At 59.5% G+C, this 19,007-nt stretch carries 19 protein-coding genes; 13 read left to right on the forward strand and 6 right to left on the reverse strand.

Annotated features, from left to right (window positions below; translation table 11 throughout):
- Nucleotides 1–76: 76 nt before the first annotated feature.
- On the reverse strand, nucleotides 77–739 hold the full coding sequence (gene yrfG, locus LOY36_RS01255; RefSeq protein WP_258671985.1) for a GMP/IMP nucleotidase: 663 nt from the start codon (nucleotides 737–739) through the stop codon (nucleotides 77–79).
- A 90-nt stretch (nucleotides 740–829) separates the two neighbouring features.
- Here yrfG and nudE point away from each other — a divergent pair, with 90 nt between their 5' ends.
- Both nudE and cysQ read left to right on the forward strand, forming a co-directional pair.
- The gene (nudE, locus tag LOY36_RS01260) at nucleotides 830–1,396 is read left to right on the forward strand and encodes an ADP compounds hydrolase NudE (RefSeq protein ID WP_018929298.1); all 567 of its coding nucleotides are present in this window, start codon (nucleotides 830–832) and stop codon (nucleotides 1,394–1,396) included.
- Complete coding sequence (gene cysQ, locus LOY36_RS01265; protein ID WP_019651490.1) at nucleotides 1,393–2,226, forward strand: 3'(2'),5'-bisphosphate nucleotidase CysQ; 834 nt, start codon at nucleotides 1,393–1,395, stop codon at nucleotides 2,224–2,226. The genes nudE and cysQ overlap by 4 nt, the downstream gene beginning before the upstream one ends.
- A gap of 109 nt (nucleotides 2,227–2,335) precedes the next feature.
- Here cysQ and LOY36_RS01270 read toward each other — a convergent pair whose 3' ends face one another.
- The 4 genes from LOY36_RS01270 to rfbC form a co-directional block, all read right to left on the reverse strand.
- Nucleotides 2,336–2,791 (reverse strand): YiiD C-terminal domain-containing protein, encoded by a 456-nt coding sequence (locus tag LOY36_RS01270; protein WP_019651489.1) that lies wholly within the window; start codon nucleotides 2,789–2,791, stop codon nucleotides 2,336–2,338.
- A 40-nt stretch (nucleotides 2,792–2,831) separates the two neighbouring features.
- Nucleotides 2,832–4,226: a sigma-54 dependent transcriptional regulator gene (locus tag LOY36_RS01275; RefSeq protein ID WP_018929295.1), complete on the reverse strand. Its 1,395-nt coding sequence runs from the start codon at nucleotides 4,224–4,226 to the stop codon at nucleotides 2,832–2,834.
- On the reverse strand, nucleotides 4,223–6,031 hold the full coding sequence (locus LOY36_RS01280; protein WP_258671988.1) for an ATP-binding protein: 1,809 nt from the start codon (nucleotides 6,029–6,031) through the stop codon (nucleotides 4,223–4,225). The genes LOY36_RS01275 and LOY36_RS01280 overlap by 4 nt, the downstream gene beginning before the upstream one ends.
- Before the next feature lie 106 nt (nucleotides 6,032–6,137).
- The gene (gene rfbC, locus LOY36_RS01285) at nucleotides 6,138–6,683 is read right to left on the reverse strand and encodes a dTDP-4-dehydrorhamnose 3,5-epimerase (protein WP_258671989.1); all 546 of its coding nucleotides are present in this window, start codon (nucleotides 6,681–6,683) and stop codon (nucleotides 6,138–6,140) included.
- 181 nt (nucleotides 6,684–6,864) lie between these two features.
- Here rfbC and LOY36_RS01290 point away from each other — a divergent pair, with 181 nt between their 5' ends.
- From LOY36_RS01290 to LOY36_RS01340, 11 genes are all read left to right on the forward strand, one after another.
- Entirely contained in the window at nucleotides 6,865–9,777 is a 2,913-nt protein-coding gene (locus LOY36_RS01290; RefSeq protein WP_258671992.1) for an aminotransferase, read from the forward strand.
- Between the two features lie 208 nt (nucleotides 9,778–9,985).
- Nucleotides 9,986–10,864: an N-carbamoylputrescine amidase gene (gene aguB, locus LOY36_RS01295; RefSeq protein ID WP_019581765.1), complete on the forward strand. Its 879-nt coding sequence runs from the start codon at nucleotides 9,986–9,988 to the stop codon at nucleotides 10,862–10,864.
- 4 nt (nucleotides 10,865–10,868) lie between these two features.
- Nucleotides 10,869–11,975: an agmatine deiminase gene (gene aguA / locus LOY36_RS01300; protein ID WP_258671993.1), complete on the forward strand. Its 1,107-nt coding sequence runs from the start codon at nucleotides 10,869–10,871 to the stop codon at nucleotides 11,973–11,975.
- Between the two features lie 246 nt (nucleotides 11,976–12,221).
- Nucleotides 12,222–12,434 (forward strand): hypothetical protein, encoded by a 213-nt coding sequence (locus LOY36_RS01305; protein WP_018929289.1) that lies wholly within the window; start codon nucleotides 12,222–12,224, stop codon nucleotides 12,432–12,434.
- A gap of 218 nt (nucleotides 12,435–12,652) precedes the next feature.
- Nucleotides 12,653–13,324 (forward strand): DsbA family protein, encoded by a 672-nt coding sequence (locus LOY36_RS01310; protein ID WP_258671995.1) that lies wholly within the window; start codon nucleotides 12,653–12,655, stop codon nucleotides 13,322–13,324.
- 17 nt (nucleotides 13,325–13,341) lie between these two features.
- The gene (locus LOY36_RS01315; protein ID WP_258671996.1) at nucleotides 13,342–13,737 is read left to right on the forward strand and encodes a nuclear transport factor 2 family protein; all 396 of its coding nucleotides are present in this window, start codon (nucleotides 13,342–13,344) and stop codon (nucleotides 13,735–13,737) included.
- Nucleotides 13,738–13,974: 237 nt separating this feature from the next.
- The gene (locus LOY36_RS01320; protein WP_258671997.1) at nucleotides 13,975–15,261 is read left to right on the forward strand and encodes an OprD family porin; all 1,287 of its coding nucleotides are present in this window, start codon (nucleotides 13,975–13,977) and stop codon (nucleotides 15,259–15,261) included.
- 230 nt (nucleotides 15,262–15,491) lie between these two features.
- The gene (locus LOY36_RS01325; protein ID WP_258671999.1) at nucleotides 15,492–16,238 is read left to right on the forward strand and encodes a 2OG-Fe dioxygenase family protein; all 747 of its coding nucleotides are present in this window, start codon (nucleotides 15,492–15,494) and stop codon (nucleotides 16,236–16,238) included.
- 46 nt (nucleotides 16,239–16,284) lie between these two features.
- Complete coding sequence (locus tag LOY36_RS01330) at nucleotides 16,285–16,698, forward strand: GNAT family N-acetyltransferase (RefSeq protein ID WP_177324976.1); 414 nt, start codon at nucleotides 16,285–16,287, stop codon at nucleotides 16,696–16,698.
- On the forward strand, nucleotides 16,695–17,411 hold the full coding sequence (locus LOY36_RS01335) for an AzlC family ABC transporter permease (RefSeq protein WP_019651478.1): 717 nt from the start codon (nucleotides 16,695–16,697) through the stop codon (nucleotides 17,409–17,411). Before LOY36_RS01330 ends, LOY36_RS01335 begins: the two co-directional genes overlap by 4 nt.
- Nucleotides 17,390–17,707: an AzlD domain-containing protein gene (locus LOY36_RS01340; protein ID WP_007939492.1), complete on the forward strand. Its 318-nt coding sequence runs from the start codon at nucleotides 17,390–17,392 to the stop codon at nucleotides 17,705–17,707. The genes LOY36_RS01335 and LOY36_RS01340 overlap by 22 nt, the downstream gene beginning before the upstream one ends.
- Here the strand turns inward: LOY36_RS01340 and LOY36_RS01345 are convergent.
- Entirely contained in the window at nucleotides 17,624–18,550 is a 927-nt protein-coding gene (locus LOY36_RS01345) for a LysR family transcriptional regulator (RefSeq protein ID WP_026346062.1), read from the reverse strand. The two genes, LOY36_RS01340 and LOY36_RS01345, sit on opposite strands and share 84 nt — an antisense overlap.
- Between the last annotated feature and the right edge of the window lie 457 nt (nucleotides 18,551–19,007).

Raw genomic sequence — 19,007 nt, forward strand, 5'->3', positions numbered from 1 at the left:
TTTTGATCCTGGCGGCATTGAAACTGCCAAAGATCAAGATCAAAAGATCGCAGCCTGCGGCAGCTCCTACATTGAGTCAGAGCCCTGCGATGAACTCCCGATAATCCCCCACCGCCGCAAACTCTGCCGTGTCCTTCGGCCCTTTGCGGCTGTCCGGCTCGCTCACGGCCAGCAGGTGCGCCACCCCAAAATTGCGTGCGCTGCGCAGGATCGGCAGGGTGTCGTCGATGAACAGACAGCGTGCCGGGTCGAAGCCGATATCGGCCTGCAAGGCATCCCAGAACTGCGGGTCTTCTTTGGCGAAACCGTAATCGTGAGAGCTGATCAAGCGCTCGAAATAAGGCGCCAGTTCAATTCTTTCCAGTTTCAATGACAACGAATCGCGGTGGGCGTTGGTGATCAGTACCACGCGCTTGCCGGCCTGTTTTATCGCTGCCAGAAAAGTGTCCGCATCCGGACGCAAGGCGATCAGGTGCGCGGTTTCCAGTTTCAGTTCGCGTACCGACAACTTCAGTTCGGCGCTCCAGAAGTCCAGGCAATACCACTGCAACTGACCGGCATGGCGCTCGAACAGTGGCTGCAATTCCAGCTCCGCCATGGCCAGGCTCACCCCGTGCAACTCGGCATAACGCTTTGGCAGGTGTTCCAGCCAGAAATGGTTGTCGTAGTGCAGGTCCAGCAGCGTGCCGTCCATGTCCAGCAGAACGGTATCGATGTCGCGCCAGGGCAGCAGGGACATAAAAAACTTCTCCAGCGGTAAAAAAGATATCCGAGGTAAACAATCAGGATAGGCCGGGTATAGTAACGCGTTCACGCCAAGGAGCTTCCCATGCGCCAGAAACCCACCATACTCGCCCGCGAAATCGTCGCCACCAGCCGATTATTCTGTGTCGAAGAGCTGAAATTGCGCTTTTCCAATGGCGTGGAGCGCACTTACGAGCGATTGGTCGGCAAAGGCGCTGGTTATGGTGCGGTGATGATCGTGGCGATGCTCGACGCGGACCACGCCGTGTTGGTGGAGGAATACTGCGGTGGCACCGATGCCTACGAATTGTCCCTCCCCAAAGGCTTGATCGAGCCGGGCGAAGACGTGCTGGCGGCGGCCGAGCGGGAGCTCAAGGAAGAGGCCGGGTATGGCGCGCGGCAACTGGAGCACCTGACCGAGTTGTCGTTGTCACCTGGCTACATGAGCCAGAAAATCCAGGTGGTGCTGGCCACCGATTTGTACGAAGAACGCCTGGAGGGTGACGAGCCCGAGCCGATGGGGATGGACAAGATCAACCTGCGGGAATTGTCGGCGTTGGCGCAGAACCCGCGATTCACCGAGGGCCGTGCCTTGGCGGCGCTGTATCTGGCCCGTGATCTGTTGACTCAGCGTGGGGTGTTCCTGCCATGAAGTTGAATTTTCCCCATCCGTTGATGGCACCGGTGGTAGAACTGGCATTGAAGGCTGGCGAGGCGATCCTGCCGTTCTGGCGCGTCAACGTTGCCGTGACGGCAAAGTCCGATGATTCCCCGGTCACAGCTGCCGACATGGCCGCTCACCATGTGATTCTTGCCGGGTTGACGGCGCTGGACCCGACTATTCCGGTGCTGTCCGAAGAGGATGCCAACATCCCCCAGAGCGTGCGTGCCGGCTGGCAGCGTTGGTGGTTGGTCGACCCACTGGACGGCACTAAGGAGTTCATCTCCGGCAGCGAAGAGTTCACCGTGAACATTGCGCTGATCGAGCAGGGGCGTGTGGTGTTCGGCGTGGTGTCGATGCCGACCAGCGGGCGTTTTTATGTAGGCGGTGCCGGGCTGGGTGCCTGGCGCGGCGATAAAGGCGCCGAGCCGTTGCCAATTCAGGTTCGCGAGGTGCCGGCTGCGGGTGAAGCCTTCACGGTGGTCGCCAGTCGTCGTCATTCGAGCCCTGAGCAGGAGCGCTTACTGGCGGGGTTGAGTGACAGTCTGGGCGAGCTGCAACTGGCGAATATCGGCAGCTCGCTGAAGTTTTGCCTGCTGGCGGAAGGGGCTGCGGATTGTTATCCGCGATTGGCGCCGACTTCGCAGTGGGACACGGCCGCGGCTCAAGGTGTGCTGGAAGGCGCCGGCGGTGAGGTGCTGGATTTGAGCGGCGCGCCGTTCTGTTATCCGGCGCGGGAATCGTTGCTGAATGAGTTCTTCCTGGCGCTGCCGGCTAAAGCGGCATGGCGGGAGAAACTATTGGCGCTCGCTCGGGCGTAAAGATCAAGAGATCGCAGCCTCGTTTCACTCGACAGCTCCTACAGGGGGCGCGCTTCTCTGTAGGAGCTGTCGAGTGCAACGAGGCTGCGATCTTTTAAGATCGTTTGCTTTACCGGTGAAGGACGTATTGCCCGGTAAACCTCACCGCATCCTCTTCACTCCCGGCATTCACGATCCGCGAATGCAGCGTCAACCGCGCTCGCCCATAGCGTCGATACATCGCCAGGAACTTCCTCCACACCGTCGCACTCGGTGTCTGGCAAATCGCTGTCGCGTCCATGGTGACCGGCAGCGGGTAGTTGATCTGCCCTTCCTGAATCACGATGTGCCCGTCTTCGATGCCTTCTTCACGCAAACGCAAATGCAGCCAGCCCCAGCCGGCCAGCACCGCGCCGCAATACAGGCTGCCACCGAACATGGTGCTCTTGTGATTGACGTTGGGCGCAAGCGGCAGATGCAGGCGCAGTTGTTGGTCGTGCCAGTCGAGCACTTTGAGGCCCATGTCCCGTGTGAGGGGGATGTCGCGATAGAGGATCGATTCCAGGTGACGACTGTCGCGGTTCATTCGCGGGCCTTTTGTTTGATGAGGATGATTTTACGGTAGCTCAATCGAGGTCGTCGGTATGGCTGCTGGTGCCGCCATCGGCGAAGTTCAGGCCATGCTTGCGCAGCTTGTCGTGCAGGGTTTTGCGCGGAATGCCGAGCGCTTCGGCGAGGCTGCGCACGGAGCTGTGCGAGCGCGCCAGTTCGGCGGCAATCAGGCTTTTCTCGAAGTTCTCGACTTGCTCGCTCAAGCCGCCGCTGACCACTTCAACCGTGGTGCCGACACCGCCATCCGGCGCACTGTTGTCCAGTGCCAGCTCCAGGCCCAGGGCAAAGCGCTCGGCGGCGTTCTGCAGTTCTCGCACGTTACCTGGCCAGCTGTGACGCAGCAGCAGCGCCCGTTGCCCCGGTTGCAGTTCGTGGGGCGGCAAGCCGTGGCGGGCGCTGGCTTCGTCAGCGAAATGCTGGAACAGCACCAGCGCATCTTCGCCCCGTTCGCGCAGTGGCGGAATGCGCAACGGCGCAACGTTCAGGCGGTAATACAGGTCGGCACGGAAGCGCCCCTGATCGGCGGATTGCCGCAGGTCTTCCTTGGTCGCGGCGATGATGCGGATGTCCAGCGGGATCAACTGATTGCCGCCCAGGCGTTCGACGACCCGCTCTTGCAGCAAACGCAGTAATTTCACCTGCACGTCCAGGCTCATGCTTTCGATTTCATCGAGGAACAACGTGCCGCCGTTGGCGAATTCGAACTTGCCGATGCGGCGCTTCTGCGCGCCGGTAAACGCGCCCGGTTCATGACCGAACAGCTCGCTTTCCACCACCGACTCGGCCAGGGCCCCGGCGTTGATTGCCACGAACGGGCCGTTACGCCGACTCGACAAGTCGTGCAGCGCGCGGGCCACCACTTCTTTGCCCGCACCGGTTTCGCCGAGGATCAGCACGTCGGCCTTGGTCGCCGCCAGTGCCCCGATCTGCTCGCGCAGGCGCAGCATCGGCGCCGATTGCCCGACCAGTCGAGCGCTCAGTTCGTTGCGATCGCTCAGGGCCAGTCGCAGGCTGCGGTTGTCCAGCACCAGACGGCGCAGGGCCAGGGCGCGACGTACGCTGTCGAGCAGGGCGTCACTGGCGAAAGGTTTTTCCAGAAAGTCATAAGCCCCGGCGCGCATGGCTTGCACCGCCAGGGGTACATCGCCGTGGCCGGTGATCAGCAGCACGGGCAGCTCCGGATCCTGGGCGTGGAGTTCGGTCAGTAGTTCGAGGCCGTCCATGCCCGGCATGCGGATGTCACTGACCACCACTCCCGGCCAGTCGCGTTCCAGTTGCCCGGCCAGGCCCTTGGCTTCAGCGAGCGGCAGGATCTTCAGGCCGGCCAGGTCCAGGGTCTGGCTCAGGGCCTGGCGCAGGTGGGGATCGTCGTCGATCAACACGACCTGGATGCGGTTGTCGATGGTCATGCACTTCGGTCCTCGGACGGTTGCAGGCTCACGCCCGGCGCGCCTGCGCGCAGCTTCAGGGTAATCAGGGCGCCGCCTTCCTTATGGTTGGAGAACGACAGTTCACCACCGAAGGCGCGCATCAGGGTGTCGCAGATCGCCAGCCCCAGCCCAAGTCCCTGAGTGCGGGTCTTGGTGGTGTAGAAGGGCTCGCCGGCACGACCCAGCGCTTCCAGGCAGAACCCGGGGCCGTTGTCGCGAATGTACAGAGTGACGCCGTCGGTGGTGGATTGGGCGCTCAACCAGAGTTTACGCGGCGGGCCTTTTTCCGTCAGCGCATCGAGCGCATTGGCCAGCAGATTGCCGAGTACCTGGCGCAGACGGGTTTCTCCGGCCTCGACCCACAGGGTGGCGGCCGGCAGGTCGCGGATCAGCTCGACTTCCATGCTGCGCCGACGTTTGGCCAGTAACGCCAGGGCGTCGTCCAGCGCCGGTTGCAGGGCCACGCTTTCCGGGGCGTGGCGATCACGTCGGGCGAAGGCGCGCAGGTGGGCGATGATCGACGCCATGCGCCCGGTCAGTTCGCTGATCAGCTTGAGGTTGCCGCGAGCATCCTCGGTGCGCTGATGATCGAGCAGCACTTCGGCGTTTTCCGCGTAGCTGCGGATTGCCGCCAGCGGTTGGTTGAGTTCATGACTGATACTCGCCGACATCGTCCCCAACGCCGAGAGCTTGCCGGCCTGTACCAGATCATCCTGAGCGCGTACCAGTTCTTGCTGGGCGTGTTCGCGCTCCAGCACTTCCTGTTTCAGTCGACGGTTGAGGCCCTCGAGGTCGCTGGTCCGTTCGGCGACCCGGCCTTCCAGTTCCTGGCGGGCCTTGGCTTCGAAGGCGATCCGCTCCAGGTAATGGCGTCGGCGTTGCATCATCAGGCCAAGCAGCAGCATCAATACCAGCAGCGTTGCGCCGCCGATGGCCACGACTGTGCGCACGGGGCGGTCGATCAGGGTGCGTGGAGCAAGGATACTGACACTCCAGCCGGTTTCTTCGATCTGCCGGGTTTGGGTCAGCCAGGCATTGGGGTCGAGACTCAACGGCTTTGGATCGCGGGTCGGATAGGGTTGAATCGCGGCGACGGCCTTGTTCTCCTCATCACTCAATGGACGGGTCGAGCGGAAACGCCATTCTGGCCGCGACGTGAGGATGACCACACCGTTGTGGTCGGTGACCAGCAGTTGTTCCGGGGTTTTGCCCCAGAGGCTTTCGGTGTGATCGAGGTCAACCTTGACCACCAACACGCCGATGATTTTTTCACGATCGTGTATCGCCGCGGCGAAGAAGTAACCGCGCTTGGCCGAGGTGGTGCCCAGGCCAAAGAAGCGCCCCAGGCGCCCGGCCATGGCTTCACTGAAATAAGGACGGAAAGAAAAATTGCGGCCGACGAAGCTGTCGTGTTTGTCCCAGTTGGAGGCCGCCAGCGTCTTGCCGGTGGTGTCCATCAGGTACATGACTTCGGCGCCGGTCTGGGCACTGATGTGTTTCAACAGACGATTGGCATTGCCTTGAATCACGCCCTCGTCGGGGGCGCCCAACGTCGCACGCAGGGCGGGCAGGTCGCCGAGAATCTGCGGCAGCACTTCATAGCGGTGCAGGGTACCCAGCAGGTTGGCGACGTAGAGGTCGAGGGTCTGACGGTTCTGCCCTGCCAGCTCGCTGCGGTAATAACGCTCGGCCAGATGCTCCAGCGGCCACAGCAAGGGTGCCAGGCACAACGCAAGCAGTGCCAGGCTGCGCCAGCGGGGTCTGCGGGGGAGGGTCGGTGTCATGAGCATCAAGCGCCTGTGGGTACAGACGCATTATGCCTAGGCTTGCGGGCGCAGTCTGCGCACCCTGGATCAAGTGCGCACTGGCGCTGAAAATTCAGACAGCAATTCAGGAAAAAACTTCAGCGTCCTTGAAGAACGCGGCGGACTGATCCTTGGCCGACAGCTGCGGTGTTTCGTCCAACTGCCAGTCGATGCCCAGATCCGGGTCGTCCCAGCGAATGCTGCGCTCGGCCGACGGTGTGTAGTAGTCGGTGGTTTTGTACAGGAACTCGGCGAAATCGCTCAGCACCACGAAACCATGGGCAAAACCTTCCGGTACCCAGAGCTGGCGATGGTTGTTGGCGGACAGGCGCACCGCGACCCATTTGCCGAAATGCGGCGAGCTGCGGCGAATGTCCACGGCCACGTCCAGCACTTCACCGACGGTGACGCGGACCAGTTTGCCCTGAGTGTTTTGCAGCTGGTAGTGCAAGCCGCGCAGTACGCCTTTTTGCGAGCGGGAATGGTTGTCCTGCACGAATCGGGTGTTCAGGCCGGTTGCTTCTTCGAAAGCCTTGGCGTTGAAGCTTTCATAGAAGAAGCCGCGCTCATCACCAAATACCTTGGGCTCGATGATCAGAACACCGGGCAGGTTGGTGGTGACCACATTCATGGTGTTTCTCCAGCAATAGGCGTTGATGGCCGACATTCTTACGCAAAGTGCCGGCAGGCGCGAGTGGGGCGGTGAAGAGAGTTGCTCACGCATTTGATTCAGGCCAACCAGGGAAGGGGGGTTGCGTATCGCCCCTGGCAGTGGCGATATAAGCGCCTAATAAAATTTCAGGGGTTGTTGTATGCCGCTCGCCACGTTGATTCACCGCGCCAGTCTGCCCAGCCCGCAAGTGTCCGCGGCGCAAGCGCTTGAGTTACTGGAAGAACATTACGGGCTGAGCGGACGGTTGCAGGCTCTTGGAAGCCAGCAGGATCTCAACTACCGCGTCGACAGCGAGCAGGGGCGTTTCGTCCTGAAAATCTGTCGTGGCGATTACTCGGTGCTGGAGCTGCAAGCCCAGCACGCAGGGCTCAAGCACTTGGCCGAACATCCCGGCGTGCAGGTGCCGCGAGTGATCCCGGCCAAAAATGGTACAGACCTGCTCTCCCTGGAGGTCGGTGGTCAAGCGGTGCATGTACGTCTGCTCGATTACATCGACGGCCAGTCCCTGACGCACCTCGACCATCTGAGCCAGGCAGTGGTCGCCGGTTTCGGTCGGCTCTGCGGCGAGATGGACCTGGCGCTGGCCGGCTTCGACCATCCTGGCCTTGAGCGCACCCTTCAATGGGACGCCCGCCACGCCAACGCGTTGATCGCGCATTTGCTGCCGGTGATCAAGGATGATCAGCAACGCAAGCTGATTGCTGAAGCGGCCGAGCAGGCCGAGCGCCATTTGCAGCCCTTGGTGGATAAGCTGCCGGTGCAGGCGATTCATATGGACATCACCGACGACAACGTGGTCTGGCAGCGAGATGCGCAGCGCCAATGGCAGTTGCAGGGTGTCATCGATTTCGGCGACCTGGTCCGAACCTGGCGGATCACCGATCTGTCGGTGACCTGTGCCGCGCTGCTGCACCATGCCGATGGCGATCCGTTCTACATTTTGCCGGCGGTTCGGGCCTATCACGCGATCAATCCGCTGCAACATGAAGAACTGCTGGCGCTCTGGCCGCTGATCGTTGCGCGCTCGGCGGTGTTGGTGCTGAGTGGCGAACAGCAGGTCAGCATTGATCCGGGAAACGAGTACAGTCGCGACAACCTGACCCATGAGTGGGAAATTTTCCGCGTGGCCATATCGGTGCCGCTGGCATTGATGGAGGCGGCGATTCTTGCCGCGGTTGGTCAAGGCCTGCCGAGCATAGGCAGCGAAGGCTTTGCTCCCTTGCTGCCGAGTCTGGTGGGGCGTGAGTTTGCCTTGATCGATCTGGGTGTCCTCAGCCCGCATTTCGAAGCGGGTAACTGGGAGCAGCAGGGGATCGATCTGCGTCTGTTGACGGAAGCCGCCGTAACTCATGGACTGGCGGCCAGTCGATATGGCCAATATCGTCTGTCCCAAACCCGACCGGACAGTGCCAGCGAACCAGACACTTTCCCATTGCATGTGGCGTTGCAAGTGCCTGACGGCACGGCGGTCGAAGCACCCTTTGCCGGGGTCATCCATATCGAAGGGGAGAGCCTGCTGCAACTGGACGGCCCAGAGCTCAGCGTCCGGTTGTGGGGTGTGACCCCATCGGTGCGTAGTGGCGCGGCATTGGTCAAAGGCCAGGTGCTGGGCTCTGTCAGCGGAGCGTTGATCGTACAGTTGTGCCGCAGTGCTCAGCTCGACGCACCGTTGTTTTGCACACCTTCGCGCGCTGCCGCCTGGCAGGCGTTGTGCCCCTCGCCGGCTGCGTTGCTGGGCCTGGCTTGCGATGCCGAAGAGGAGCTCGACCCGCAAACCTTGCTGGCCCGCCGCGATGCCAGTTTCGCCCGATCCCAGAAGCATTATTACGTCGATCCGCCACGCATCGAGCGTGGCTGGCGCAATCACCTGATCGACATGCAGGGCCGCTCCTACCTCGACATGCTCAATAACGTTGCGGTGTTGGGTCACGGTCATCCGCGCATGGCCGCCGTCGCCGGCCGTCAATGGTCGTTGCTCAACACCAACTCGCGTTTTCACTATGCCGCGATTGCCGAGTTTTCCGAGCGCTTGCTAAAGCTGGCACCGGACAACATGGATCGCGTATTCCTGGTCAACAGCGGCACCGAGGCCAATGACCTGGCGATTCGCCTGGCCTGGGCCTACAGCGGCGGTCGCGACATGCTCAGTGTGCTGGAGGCGTATCACGGCTGGTCGGTGGCGGCGGATGCGGTCTCGACTTCGATTGCCGACAACCCTAAGGCCTTGAGCAGCCGTCCCGATTGGGTGCACCCGGTGACTGCGCCGAACACCTATCGCGGCGAATTCCGTGGCCCGGACAGCGCGCCGGACTACGTGCGCAGCGTCGAACACAACCTGGCGAAAATCGCCGGGCAGAAACGCCAACTCGCCGGTTTCATCTGCGAGCCGGTGTATGGCAATGCCGGCGGCATCTCGCTACCACCGGGCTATTTGAAGCAGGTCTATGCACTGGTCCGTGCTCAAGGCGGGGTGTGCATCGCCGATGAGGTGCAGGTCGGTTACGGCCGCATGGGTGAATTTTTCTGGGGCTTTGAAGAGCAGGGCGTGGTGCCGGACATCATCACCATGGCCAAAGGCATGGGTAACGGCCAGCCGTTGGGCGCCGTCATTACCCGCCGGGAGATCGCCGAAGCGCTGGAGGCCGAGGGTTATTTCTTCTCGTCCGCTGGCGGCAGCCCGGTCAGTTGCCGGATCGGCATGGCGGTGCTGGATGTGATGGAAGAAGAAAAACTCTGGGAAAACGCCCAGGTCGTGGGCGGGTACTTCAAGGAACGTCTTGAAGCCTTGATCGACCGGCATCCGTTGGTGGGGGCGGTGCATGGTTCCGGTTTCTATCTGGGCGTGGAGTTGGTCCGCAATCGCGAAACCCTTGAGCCGGCGACCGAAGAAACCACGGCGTTGTGCGATCGCCTTCGTGAGTTGGGGATTTTCATGCAGCCGACGGGTGATTACCTGAACATTCTCAAGATCAAACCGCCGATGGTCACGTCGCGGCAGAGTGTGGACTTCTTTGTGGACATGCTGTCGAAGGTGCTGGGCGAAGGTTTGTAGGCAGCTCGCAGAGGTTGTAAATGTCGATTGTTATCGGGAATTTTTGAGGTTATTTAGAGGTGGTGGATATTTATTGCTTTTAAAGCCGATTTTTATCGGCTATAAAGTCACCACTGCCCACGGTGTGGACGAACCACGCCCGGTGATTCCCGTTCTGTCATCGGTCGATGCCACACTGACCCTCAAGCACTTGCCCAGGAGATGATTCATGAGTCGTATCGTTACCGTCGCCGCCACCCAGATGGCCTGTTCCTGGGACCTCGAAGCCAACATCGAGACCGCTGAAAAGCTGGTCCGTGAGGCAGCGGCCAAAGGTGCGCAAATCATCCTGATCCAGGAACTGTTCGAGGCTCCGTACTTCTGCCAGAAGCCGAACCCGGACTACCTGCAACTGGCCACGACGGTAGAAGACAACGTTGCCATCAAGCACTTCCAGAAAGTCGCCAAGGAACTGCAAGTGGTGCTGCCGATCAGCTTCTACGAATTGGCCGGTCGCGCGCGCTTCAACAGCATCGCGATCATCGATGCCGACGGCAGCAACCTCGGGATTTATCGTAAAAGCCACATCCCGGATGGCCCTGGCTACCACGAAAAGTACTACTTCAACCCGGGCGATACCGGTTTCAAAGTGTGGAACACCCGTTACGCGAAAATCGGCGTGGGCATCTGCTGGGATCAGTGGTTCCCTGAGTGCGCCCGCAGCATGGCGCTGCAAGGCGCGGAAATTCTGTTCTACCCGACTGCCATTGGCAGTGAGCCGCACGACAAGACCATTTCGTCCCGTGACCACTGGCAGCGCGTGCAACAGGGCCATGCCGGTGCCAACCTGATGCCGCTGATCGCCAGCAACCGCATCGGCAATGAAGAGCAGGACGGCTACGACATTACCTTCTACGGCTCGTCGTTCATCGCCAACCAGTTTGGCGAGAAGGTCCAAGAGCTGAACAAAACCGAAGAAGGCATTCTGGTTCACAGCTTCGACCTCGATGAGCTGGAGCACATTCGCAGCGCCTGGGGTTCGTTCCGCGACCGTCGTCCGAACCTGTACGGCGCGATCAAAACCCTCGACGGTTCCCTGGAGTCCTGAAGCCATGACCACTTTGAACAGCACCCCTCGCGCCGACGGCTTTTACATGCCTGCCGAGTGGGCACCCCAAACCCAGACCTGGATGGTCTGGCCCGAGCGTCCGGACAACTGGCGCCTGGGTGGCAAACCGGCGCAAGCCGCGCATGTCGCAGTGGCCAAGGCCATCGCGCGTTTCGAACCGGTGACCGTAGCGGTCTCCGCTGGCCAGTACGAAAATGCCCGCGCCCGTCTCGATGTGCCGAATATTCGTGTGGTGGAGATGTCCAGCGATGACGCCTGGGTTCGAGATACCGGCCCGACGTTCGTCATCAATAACAGTGGCGAAGTCCGTGGCGTGGATTGGGACTTCAATGCCTGGGGCGGTTTCGACGGTGGTTTGTATTCGCCGTGGAACCGTGACTCGCAGGTGGCGGGCAAGATCCTCGAAATCGAGCGCAGCCCGCGCTACCGCACCGAGGGTTTTGTGCTCGAAGGCGGCTCGATTCATGTCGATGGCGAAGGTACCCTGATCACCACCGAAGAGTGCCTGCTCAACCGCAATCGCAATCCGCACATGAGCCGTGAGCAAATCGAAGCGGTGCTCAGCGCAAACCTGGCTGTGGATAAGATCATCTGGCTGCCGGACGGTTTGTTCAACGACGAAACCGACGGCCATGTGGATAACTTCTGCTGCTACGTGCGTCCAGGTGAAGTGTTGCTGGCCTGGACCGACGACCCGCAGGACCCGAACTTCCCGCGCTGCCAGGCGGCCATGAACGTGCTGCAAAACAGCACCGATGCCAAGGGGCGCTCGTTCACGGTGCACAAAATGCCGATTCCGGGGCCGCTGTATGCGACCGAAGAAGAGTGCGCAGGTGTGGACCCGGTGGACGGCACTCAGGAGCGCAATCCGACCGTGCGTCTGGCCGGCTCTTATGTGAACTTCCTGATCGTCAACGGTGGGATCATCGCGCCAAGCTTCGATGACCCACTGGACGGGCCGGCCAAAGAGATTTTGCAGAACCTGTTCCCGCAGCACGAAGTCGTCATGGTGCCGGGTCGCGAACTGTTACTTGGGGGCGGTAACATTCATTGCCTTACCCAACAACAGCCCGCTCCGCACAAAGAGTGAGTGAGGTCGTAACAGCTTGAGTTGATTGAAAAATCGATTGAGCAACGGTTTAGCCTCTTCGTTTTGCACAAAGCCCGCAGCCCATCAGGACTGCGGGCTTTTTTTGTATCCACTTATCGACACTTCGAAAACATTGGCATAGCTCTTGTATCTTCGAAGGCGCAACACGGGGAGGGAGAGAACTTCGATGTTCTGTCATAAACCTTGGATAAGTTAGCCGCTCACAAACCAGGAGAGAGCGCTGAGATGAACGCCGAAATGAACGTAGTGGGCGAGCGGGCACTGCATCCCCTGGCAGTTAACAGCGAATCGCTTCAAGTCCTGGCACAGTGGTTGAAGTCCAATGGAACGCGTCAGATCAGAGAACCTGATCCGCGCCGGATGATGATCGAGCGCTATCCCGCTGGTTTATTCAGCGAGGCGGAACTGGAAGCATTGTGGGATGTGATGGAAGGATAAGAAGAAAAACAACGGATTGATAAAGGCGCTGCCGGGAAGGCGGCGCTTTTTTATGCCCGTTGGAAAAGTGGATGCCTGCAAGATCGGAGGTGCCGGTCACTAGGGGCATTCGACCGATTCAAGAAACAGACTGAAAGTCATTCCAGCGTTTTTCCGAAACTGTCTGGGGATTAATCTGCCGGCATCGAGTTTTTCTACTTTGTTGCCGGAGTCTTCCCATGATCCTTCACTATATTTACGACCCATTGTGCGGTTGGTGCTACGGCGCCAAACCCTTGGTGCAAGCTGCCCAAGCCGTGTTGCCGGTGATCGGCCACGGGGGCGGCATGATGAGCGGTGCCAATCGTCAAACCGTTTCGCCACAACTACGCAATTACGTCATGCCCCATGACCGACGTATCGCCGAGTACACCGGCCAGCCGTTCGGCGAGGCGTATTTTGAGGGATTGCTGCGTGATGGGACGGCGGTGTTCGATTCCACGCCGCCGATTGCCGCCGTGCTGGCAGCCGAGCAGATCGCCGGGCGCGGACTGGAGTTGCTGGGGCGTTTGCAGACGGCTCATTACGTGGAAGGTCGACGCATCGCTGACGAGGCTGTTTTGCTTGAACTCGCCGCACAGACAGGTCTTGAGCCCGAGGCTTTCCAGCAGGCATTTAGTGCAGCCGATACCGATCGCCATATCAAGGACAGCCGCGCACTCTTGGCCCGTGTCGGCGGTCAGGGCTTCCCTACCTTCGCGCTGGAACTGGATGGCCAGTTCACCCTGGTCGATATCGGCCCCTGGCTCGGCAAGCCGCAAGCCTTCGCCCAATGGTTGAGCCAGTCGCTTTCGGCAACAGAGTCTTCATCCGCGTTTCAAACCTGTGGCCTCGACGGCTGCGCCCATTGAACTCACCTGGAGTCACCATGGATAACCTGAGCCTGATCAAAAGCACCTACGAAGGCGTCAACTCCCAGGAGAATGCGCGCAACACCGCGGCGGCGCTGGCCGATGACGCCCGCTGGACCGAAGCGGCGGGTTTCCCCTGCGCCGGGACCTACGTCGGTTTCGACGCTATCGTCGAAAACGTCTTCAAGCGTCTGGCCACTGAGTGGGAAGATTTTCAGTTCAAGGTCGAGAACTACGTCGCTCAGGGCGACAAGGTATTTGCCTACGGCAATTACAGCGGCGTCTATAAAGCCACCGGTCGTGCGATGAATGCCCGAGTCGCGCACTTGTGGACTCTGGCCGACGGAAAAGTCACCCATTTCGAACAATTCGTCGACAGCCATGTCGTGCAATTGGCTATCGCTGACAAGTGATTTCTTAGACGATTTTCGCCTATTTACAGAAGATTCACGAAATTGACACATCATTAAGGGCGCAGATAGGATGCGCCCCAACGCCTGTGGCTAACCGCCACGACTGACAAAACAATAAAAGGCCCGCCGCGAATTTTCGTGGGCGGGCCTTTTTGTTTTTGCGGTGAAAAAAGAGCGCGATAGCGCCGTTTCAGCTGTTTGGCACAGAGCGTATCAACCCGTAATAAGGAAAATAACATGTTGAACAAGCGAATCAGCCTGATCGCACTGGGGATGTTGAGCACCACACAGGCCATGGCTAACGACCAGGCCGAATCCAAGGGTTTTGTTGAAGACAGCAGCCTGAAAGTGCTGCTGCGCAACGCCTACATCAATCGTGACTATAAAGATGGCAACCCGGACAAAGCCGAATGGGGCCAAGCGGCCATCGGTACTTACTCGTCCGGTTTCACCCAAGGCACCGTCGGTGTGGGTGTGGATGCCTTCGGTCTGTACGCACTGCGCCTGGACGGCGGCAAAGGCCGCAGCGGCGCCGGTGGTATCGACTTCTTCAAGCAGGGCGACAGCGGCAACGCGGCGGATGACCTGTCCAAGTTCGGTGGCGCGGTCAAATTCCGTATCTCCAGCACCGTGCTGACCTATGGTGACCAGATGCCGGCCCTGCCGGTGCTGAACTACGACAACTCTCGCCTGCTGCCTGAAAGCTATACCGGCACTTTGATCACCTCCAAAGAGATCAAAGGCCTGGAGCTGAACGCCGGTCGCTTCACCGCCGAATCGCGCAAAAGCGCTGAAGGCCGTGACAGTGGTGGCTTGAAGTCGATCAACGTATTGGGCGGTAGCTACCAGTTCACCGAACAGTTCAAGGCAGCGCTGTACGCTTCCGACGTCGAAGACGTACTGAAGAAACAATACGTGAACGCCAACTACGTATTCCCGATCGCCAAGGATCAGTCCCTGACCCTGGACTTCAACGGCTATCGCACCAAGCTGGACAACTCCTACGTCCGGGAAAACGGTGTCACCGGCGACGACAACAAAATCTGGAGCCTGGCAGCGACCTTCGCCACTGGCCCGCACTCGTTCACCCTCGCCCACCAGCGCAGCACCGGCGACAGCAACCTGGGTTATGCCTACGGTGGCTATCAGCGCGGCCAAAACCGCGTCGGCGACGGCGGCAACACCATATACCTGGCGAACTCCTACTGGTCCGACTTCAACGCCGAAGACGAACGCAGCTGGCAGCTGGGTTACGGTCTGGACTTCGGCGCCTTCGGCGTTCCGGGCCTGAGCTACAACGTGGCCTACGTGCGCGGCGACAACATCACCACTTCCACCAGCGAAGGCGGCACCGAGCGCGAGATCTTCAACCAGTTCAAGTACGTCGTGCAGAGTGGCCCGGCCAAAGACCTGAGCGTGAAGGTACGCAGCTCGATCCTGCGTGTGTCGCAGAAATCCAGCGAGTACAACGTCAGCGGCAACGAACTGCGCGTATTCGTGGATTACCCGATCAACATCTTCTGATGATCGGCTGAGTTGTTCAGACTCGATAAAAACCCTGACTGGTTCGGGGTTTTTTTGCCTCATAACCATATAAAAACACCGAAAACGGCTGTTTTCGATCGTAAAAAGTCGAATTGGAGCAACTTTATCCTGCGTTTCAAGCAACGCTTGATATGCCTGAAATTCTTTCTCATGGGCCGTCAATCCGGCACCTACTAGATTAGGCCGCTTAATGCAGCGGAGACCTAGTAATGATCGTGTTGAACAGAGAAGTTGGCGAATCGCTACGGCGCGACAAGTATGTCAACGTCCAGGGAGCCGACTTCAACCTCTTCGGTCATTTTTCCGACTTCGTCAGATTGACCAAAAGTTGGGAAAACATGGAGCCGGACAGTTATTACGGCCAAGCCGATGCGGGCATGCGTTTTCGTCGCTACAGCGATTTTGAATACAACCCGGTCACCCGTGACTTGAAGCAATTGGAACATCGCGCCTACGTGCAATCGAAGGCCAACAACAGCTACGTCGGTGGACTGGAGCGGCACTTCCAGGACTTCTCCAATGAAGTCATTAATTCGCCGGTGATGCGCAGCCTGATCGATACGGATTTCGAGGTGTACAAACACGTATTGCCGCCGGAACTGCACGACGAAATCTGGCAATGCCAGATTCATCAGATCCGCATCGAGATCAAGCCGGGCAAGCAACTGGAAATTACCCCGGAAGGTATCCACTGCGACGGTTATCCGTTCAGCGGTGTGCATTTCTGGGGGCGTAACAATGTGGACGGGGCGGAGAGCCGTTTGTATTCGGCCCAAGAGGAACAGTTGGCGGCAACGACCTATCTGGAAATCCTCGACACCACCTACTTCCTCGATCGCGACATGCGTCACTACGTGACACCGGCACGCAACACCCATGCTCACGAAATGGCCTATCGGCAGATTCTGGCCATTTCCTTCTCGCGGCCCGGGACCGCTTTCGACATTGTTCGCTGAACAGTTCGACCCCATGATGAACATCGCCGAGTGCTCTGCACCGGTGATGCTGCGACGCGCGACGGCCAAGGATGCCCAACGCCTGGAGCGCTTCTTTCGGCAATTCGAAGAAGTGTCGTTCTGTGAATGGCAGGACGCCAAATGCCTGCGCGGTGTGCTGGTGCAGAAAACCACCACCGCGTTCCTCGCACTCGATGTCAGTGGCGAAGTGGTCGGCGCGGTGTTGGGCGGCATGCTTGGCAGCCGTGGCACCATCAATCACCTGGCGGTGAGCCCGTTGTATCGCAGCCAGGGCGTCGGTCAGCGTCTGGTGGAAGCGGCCTCGGCGGACATGAAACGGGTGGGTGTGCTGCGGATGTTCCTGTTCGTCGACGATGCTAACCTTGCCGGCAAACGTTTTTGGAGTGCCCAGGGCTTTTGTGAGCCGCGCGGCGAAACTACCTTTGAGAGGGACCTATGAATGAGACGTCCAGCAGCCAGCCGCTGATGGTCGAGCCCCAGCCCTCGCGCACGTTTGCTGAAGCCAGCCCGGTGGTTGCGGGCTACTTCACGGTGTCGTTTGTGTTCGGTCTGATGGCCGTCAATGCCGGGATGCCCGTGTGGCTGCCGGTCGCGATGTGCCTGTTCGTCTACGCCGGTGCCTCGCAGTTCGCCGCTCTGGCGCTGATCTCCAGCGGCGCGTCGCTGACCACTATCATCCTCACCACGTTTCTGATCAACGCGCGGCACATGCTGATGTCGGTCTACATGGCCAAGGCCCTGCAGGCGATGGGGCTCAGCCGTCTGGAACGCTGGTGTTATGCCGGTGGGCTGACCGATGAATCGTTCGCCTTCCACAGCGTCAAACTGGGCAAGGGCTCGCCGGTCAATGTGCGTTACCTGATCGGCTTCAATCTGTATTGCCACACCTCGTGGGTACTCGGCGGTTTGCTGGGGGCGATCTGCGCGCAGTACGCGGCGCACCTGATCAAATATCAGCTCGACTATGCACTGACCGCGATGATGCTCTACGTGCTGGTATCGCTCTGCAACACCCGCAACAAACTGATCGCTGCACTGGCCGCGGTCGCTTGCATGGGGGCACTGAGCCTGATTGGCAACTCACCCTTCAACGTATTCATCGCCACATTCGTGGGCTGCGGAGTGGGTGTATGCCTGACCAAACGTTCCTGATCCTGGTCGTCGCGCTGATGATGGCCGTGACATTCCTGCCACGCGCGTTACCGCTGCAGGTGAACACCGATCATTGGCCACCTCTGGTCGCCCGGGCGCTGGAATACCTGCCGGTGGCGATCGTGGCTGCCATCAGCCTCACGCCCCTGTTGATCAAGGATCAGCATGTGCAGCTCGATCGCCCGGAATTTTATGCAGCCATTCCGACGTTGTTATGTGCGTATTTCAGCAAAAACCTCTTTCTCTCCGTTGCGGTGGGAACGGCTGCGTACATTGCGCTCGGCTCGTTCATGTAACGGCAGATCGACCACTTCATTCAAGGCCTGACCCGACAACTCGGGATTATTGATCGCCAGCCGCACTTCGAGGGAATCCTCGAACCCCGGGAAGATGGTCAGGCCGTTACGCAGGGCCGCCTCACGGGAAACCATGCCCAGGCCGTCCATTTGCGTGATCAACGATAGGGTCAGGGTTTCACTGCAGGAATAGATCATCCGCTTGCCTGACTCGTAGTTGCCAAGGCCTGCGTCGAGAAAGCGCAAGAAGCTGTGGGAGTACGGACAGTCGTCGGCCGGCCGAACCTGAAATTTATTGCCAAGTAGCACCAGCGGGTCGTTTTCCTGACCGCAATGAGCACCGACCACCTGCACTTGCACATCGGGCAGGGCAATGCTGGGCAACCCCGGCTGTTGCGGCCCGATCAGCACGGCCAGGTCGAAGTCCTCATTCTTCAATTTACTGAGGTTTTCCATCGACTCGGCGTAGCTGAATTCCAGCTGATAATCAGGAAACACCTCGATGAGGCGTCCGATCATTCGCCGGTTGAAGTCGGCCGAGAGCGTGGTGTTAAGCGCAACCTTGAGCGTGCGCTGCCCGGGCACCTTGAGCGCGGCGACTTTCTCTTCCAGCTGCCGCGTGGCGACCAACACTTTGTCCATGTAGGGCGTGAGCTCCGTGCCCTGTGTGGTCAGGGTCAGCCCCTTGTTGGAGCGACGAAACAACCGAAAACCGAACTGCTCTTCGACCTTGTTCAACTGCGCGGCCAATGCCTGCACGGTCAAAAAGGAATGCTCTGCCGCCGCCGACAACGAGCCGGTCTGCACGATGCGCATAAGGTTGCGTAAGGTTCTGCTATCCATTTGGGTAATGCCCTCTAAAGTGGGCTGGCTATTGTTGTGTACCTTGCCGCCCGGTGGGCGTGGGTCGCGTGCCGGCTATGATCCTGCACCAGAGCATGCTTGTCCCGAGTTTAGTAGCGAAATGATTCTGCGTCCGATGGCTGGAGGCTTGCACAGGATCGAGATTTTTGTTGGAGGGGAGATGATCGGGGTCAAGAAAGTGGCCCGGATGGGGGAGGTGTGGGCGTTTTTGGGTGTTTGTTTATCAACGAAACCTTTTCCCAAGGCAAAAAAAAAGCAGCCTGATCAGGCTGCTTTCATGAAAAGGTGCTTGATATTGTGCTCCCTCAAGCAGGGGAGAAGAGGTCTCACCAGGCGTCGATTTCCAAGTCATCAACGAGGTCCCTCCGCCGACTATTGCCACTTGGAGGCAGTCGGTTTCGCGCTCTCAATTAAATTCTCTGCCCCTATAGCCTGG

The organism is Pseudomonas sp. B21-019 (assembly GCF_024749225.1).
Lineage (GTDB): Bacteria > Pseudomonadota > Gammaproteobacteria > Pseudomonadales > Pseudomonadaceae > Aquipseudomonas.

Bases quoted from the DNA above. Each gene is read 5' to 3' on its own strand.
- yrfG (WP_258671985.1), bottom strand. From the start codon at position 739: ATGTCCCTGCTGCCCTGGCGCGACATCGATACCGTTCTGCTGGACATG.
- nudE (WP_018929298.1), top strand. From the start codon at position 830: ATGCGCCAGAAACCCACCATACTCGCCCGCGAAATCGTCGCCACCAGC.
- cysQ (WP_019651490.1), top strand. From the start codon at position 1,393: ATGAAGTTGAATTTTCCCCATCCGTTGATGGCACCGGTGGTAGAACTG.
- LOY36_RS01270 (WP_019651489.1), bottom strand. From the start codon at position 2,791: ATGAACCGCGACAGTCGTCACCTGGAATCGATCCTCTATCGCGACATC.
- LOY36_RS01275 (WP_018929295.1), bottom strand. From the start codon at position 4,226: ATGACCATCGACAACCGCATCCAGGTCGTGTTGATCGACGACGATCCC.
- LOY36_RS01280 (WP_258671988.1), bottom strand. From the start codon at position 6,031: ATGACACCGACCCTCCCCCGCAGACCCCGCTGGCGCAGCCTGGCACTG.
- rfbC (WP_258671989.1), bottom strand. From the start codon at position 6,683: ATGAATGTGGTCACCACCAACCTGCCCGGTGTTCTGATCATCGAGCCC.
- LOY36_RS01290 (WP_258671992.1), top strand. From the start codon at position 6,865: ATGCCGCTCGCCACGTTGATTCACCGCGCCAGTCTGCCCAGCCCGCAA.
- aguB (WP_019581765.1), top strand. From the start codon at position 9,986: ATGAGTCGTATCGTTACCGTCGCCGCCACCCAGATGGCCTGTTCCTGG.
- aguA (WP_258671993.1), top strand. From the start codon at position 10,869: ATGACCACTTTGAACAGCACCCCTCGCGCCGACGGCTTTTACATGCCT.
- LOY36_RS01305 (WP_018929289.1), top strand. From the start codon at position 12,222: ATGAACGCCGAAATGAACGTAGTGGGCGAGCGGGCACTGCATCCCCTG.
- LOY36_RS01310 (WP_258671995.1), top strand. From the start codon at position 12,653: ATGATCCTTCACTATATTTACGACCCATTGTGCGGTTGGTGCTACGGC.
- LOY36_RS01315 (WP_258671996.1), top strand. From the start codon at position 13,342: ATGGATAACCTGAGCCTGATCAAAAGCACCTACGAAGGCGTCAACTCC.
- LOY36_RS01320 (WP_258671997.1), top strand. From the start codon at position 13,975: ATGTTGAACAAGCGAATCAGCCTGATCGCACTGGGGATGTTGAGCACC.
- LOY36_RS01325 (WP_258671999.1), top strand. From the start codon at position 15,492: ATGATCGTGTTGAACAGAGAAGTTGGCGAATCGCTACGGCGCGACAAG.
- LOY36_RS01330 (WP_177324976.1), top strand. From the start codon at position 16,285: ATGCTGCGACGCGCGACGGCCAAGGATGCCCAACGCCTGGAGCGCTTC.
- LOY36_RS01335 (WP_019651478.1), top strand. From the start codon at position 16,695: ATGAATGAGACGTCCAGCAGCCAGCCGCTGATGGTCGAGCCCCAGCCC.
- LOY36_RS01340 (WP_007939492.1), top strand. From the start codon at position 17,390: ATGCCTGACCAAACGTTCCTGATCCTGGTCGTCGCGCTGATGATGGCC.
- LOY36_RS01345 (WP_026346062.1), bottom strand. From the start codon at position 18,550: ATGGATAGCAGAACCTTACGCAACCTTATGCGCATCGTGCAGACCGGC.